Origin of the sequence: Methylophaga sp. UBA2689, from assembly GCA_002354555.1 — a bacterium.
In the GTDB taxonomy this organism is placed as follows: domain Bacteria; phylum Pseudomonadota; class Gammaproteobacteria; order Nitrosococcales; family Methylophagaceae; genus Methylophaga.
The window spans coordinates 1-2,554 of sequence record DELT01000067.1; the positions used below are offsets into that span (position 1 = coordinate 1).

General features: G+C 45.6%; 3 protein-coding genes and 1 pseudogene. 3 read left to right on the top strand and 1 reads right to left on the bottom strand.

What is annotated here, in order from left to right; all coding sequences use genetic code 11:
- On the top strand, nt 1–613 hold a 613-nt coding region (locus tag B3M51_RS07935), incomplete at its 5' end, for a peroxiredoxin (protein WP_292758120.1).
- Between the two features lie 54 nt (nt 614–667).
- On the opposite strand, the gene rpiA is transcribed toward B3M51_RS07935, so the two are convergent.
- Nucleotides 668–1,369, bottom strand: coding sequence for a ribose-5-phosphate isomerase RpiA (gene rpiA, locus B3M51_RS07940; protein ID WP_292758122.1), 702 nt, complete (start codon nt 1,367–1,369; stop codon nt 668–670).
- A gap of 85 nt (nt 1,370–1,454) precedes the next feature.
- Here rpiA and B3M51_RS07945 point away from each other — a divergent pair, with 85 nt between their 5' ends.
- Complete coding sequence (locus B3M51_RS07945) at nt 1,455–2,342, top strand: fructosamine kinase family protein (protein ID WP_292758124.1); 888 nt, start codon at nt 1,455–1,457, stop codon at nt 2,340–2,342.
- Nucleotides 2,343–2,348: 6 nt separating this feature from the next.
- Nucleotides 2,349–2,554, top strand: a pseudogene (locus tag B3M51_RS07950) (low molecular weight phosphotyrosine protein phosphatase); the annotation flags it as partial.

Consider the following 2,554-nt stretch of genomic DNA (forward strand, 5'->3'; position numbering starts at 1 on the left):
GATTGCACCAAACTTGAAAGTCCTTGTAATAATCAGTGTTTATATCTCCTGGCAGATGGCTTATGCTAACCAGTCAGATTATTTATCCAAAGGAGAGATTATGACGATCGAAGTTGGACAACAAATACCCGATGGCAAACTCACAGAGTGTGTTGAGTTTGATCCTCAGAATGGCTGCCCGATGAATCCATCTCCGATGGATGTGCGTGAAATGGCAAAAGGCAAAACCATTGTTTTATTCACGGTTCCCGGCGCTTTTACCCCTTTATGCTCTTCTCAACATCTACCCGGTTTTATTGAACATGCCGAAGCCTTAAAAGCCGCTGGTGCAGATGAAATCTGGTGTTTAGCGGTTAATGATGCATTTGTTATGGCGGCATGGGGCCGTGAACAAAAGGCCAATGGCAAAGTTCGCATGATGGCAGACGGTAGTGCAGAATATATTAAAGCATTAGGTCTGGATCGTGATTTAACCGGTGGTGGAATGGGTGTACGTTCATTCCGCGCAGCGCTGATCATTACCGATGGCGAAGTGAAATACATTGGTGTTGAAGGCTCTGGTGAGTTTGGTAAATCCAAAGCCGAAACCATTCTTGAAGAATTAAAAAAATAAACGAAATACGTATCTTTTTGATGAAGGGCAGTGTTGATCACTGCCCTTTTTTATTCAGGCCTGCAATAACTTGACACCGTCAGATGAGCCAACAAATACGGCTTTGGCAACATCGGCAAAAATTCCATGCTCAACCACGCCCGGCATCACTGTCAGTAAAGCATTAATCTGTGCGGTTTCAAACGTCGTAAACTGCATATCCAGAATCAAATTCCCTGCTGCACTGTAAGCTACATTGTCACCCGCGGCATTTAATCTCAAACTTCCTTTGGCCTGCAATTTGGATAAACGATTCAATACCAGCTGAGCAGCATGGGGCATTACTTCAACAGGAATGGCATTTTTATCGCCTATTTTATTAACCATTTTGCTTTCATCTACCATGACGTAAAAAGCTGTGGCGTGACTGGCAAGCAACTTTTCACAAACCAGATCCTGACCTCTGCCCTTCAGTAAAGTCATATCGCTGGTCACTTCATCTGCTCCATCGACATACATGTCCAGATGCGACAGATGCTCTATGGCAATAACTTTGAGTCCGGCCTGCTCGGCTTTCACACGACTAATCACTGAGCTGGCAACCACTGTTATATCCAGTTGATTTTCTCGTTGACGGCGAGCCAGTTCATCAATAAAAAGATTCGCTGTTGATCCCGTCCCCAGCCCCACAATCATGCCATTGTCGACAATTTCAGCGGCTTTGATTGCCACTTGCTGTTTGGGGCTTTGTGGCGTGGCCTCGGTATTAGTGGACATTGACAAACTCCTTGAATGTTTTGGCAAAATTACGGTTTCAGCTTAGCATGGTTATAAAGCCTGCTCATCTTTGATGGAGAAATTTATGGCCCAACTCAATGAAATTATTCAGCAAATTGAAAGCGTCACCGGACTAAGCTGCCATCCGCATCAACTCTCTTCAGTCGGAGGAGGTTGTATTAATACAGCTTATCAATTGAAAACACCCGACAAGCAATTTTTTATTAAGGTTAACAGCCCTAATCTGGCGGATATGTTTGTTGCAGAAGCGCAGGGATTGCAGGAAATGGCAGCATTGAATGCTGTGCGAGTCCCGGAGGTAATCTGTTTCGGCACCGCTGATAGTCATAGTTATCTGGTGCTGGAATATATTGCTTTAGGCGGCATGCGCGGTGGAGCAAATGCCAAACTCGGTGAACAACTGGCCCTGCTCCACCAACATCCCCAACCTTATTTTGGCTGGCACATGGATAACACCATTGGCAGCACGCCACAAATAAATGATAACTCGAATAATTGGGTAGAGTTCTGGCAACAGCAGCGTTTGGGCAAACAGTTGGAATTTGCTGCAAGTAATGGTTTCAGAGGCAGTCTGCAAAAAAATGGCGAACGGCTTATTGATGAGTTGCCCGCCTTTTTTACCGACTATCAACCGCAGGCTTCTCTATTGCATGGTGATCTGTGGGGAGGTAATGCTGCCGGTGATGAACAGGGTAATCCGGTGATATTTGATCCGGCCTGTTATTACGGTGATGCAGAAACCGATTTGGCGATGACCGAATTATTTGGTGGGTTTGGTGGTGATTTTCATGCGGCTTATCGCACTATTCGTCCTGTCGATCCCGGTTATCGTACACGCAAAACACTTTACAACCTTTATCATATTATTAATCATCTCAACCTGTTTGGTGGCGGCTACCTCGGTCAGGCCGATGCCATGATTTCACAATTACTGGCCGAGCTACGGAGTTAGTTACGAATGAGTCAAATCAAAGTGTTATTTGTCTGCATGGGCAATATCTGTCGTTCCCCCACCGCCGAAGGCGTTTTTATCAGTTTGCTGAAAGCGAAAGGCACCAGTGACAAATTTCTAATCGACTCAGCTGGTACCCATGCTTACCATGTGGGCGAACCACCTGATGCCCGAGCCCAGCAAACGGCTAAACAGCGTGGTATTGATTTGTC

Coding starts and splice junctions, on each gene's coding strand:
- rpiA (WP_292758122.1), bottom strand. CDS start 1,369: ATGTCCACTAATACCGAGGCCACGCCACAAAGCCCCAAACAGCAAGTG.
- B3M51_RS07945 (WP_292758124.1), top strand. CDS start 1,455: ATGGCCCAACTCAATGAAATTATTCAGCAAATTGAAAGCGTCACCGGA.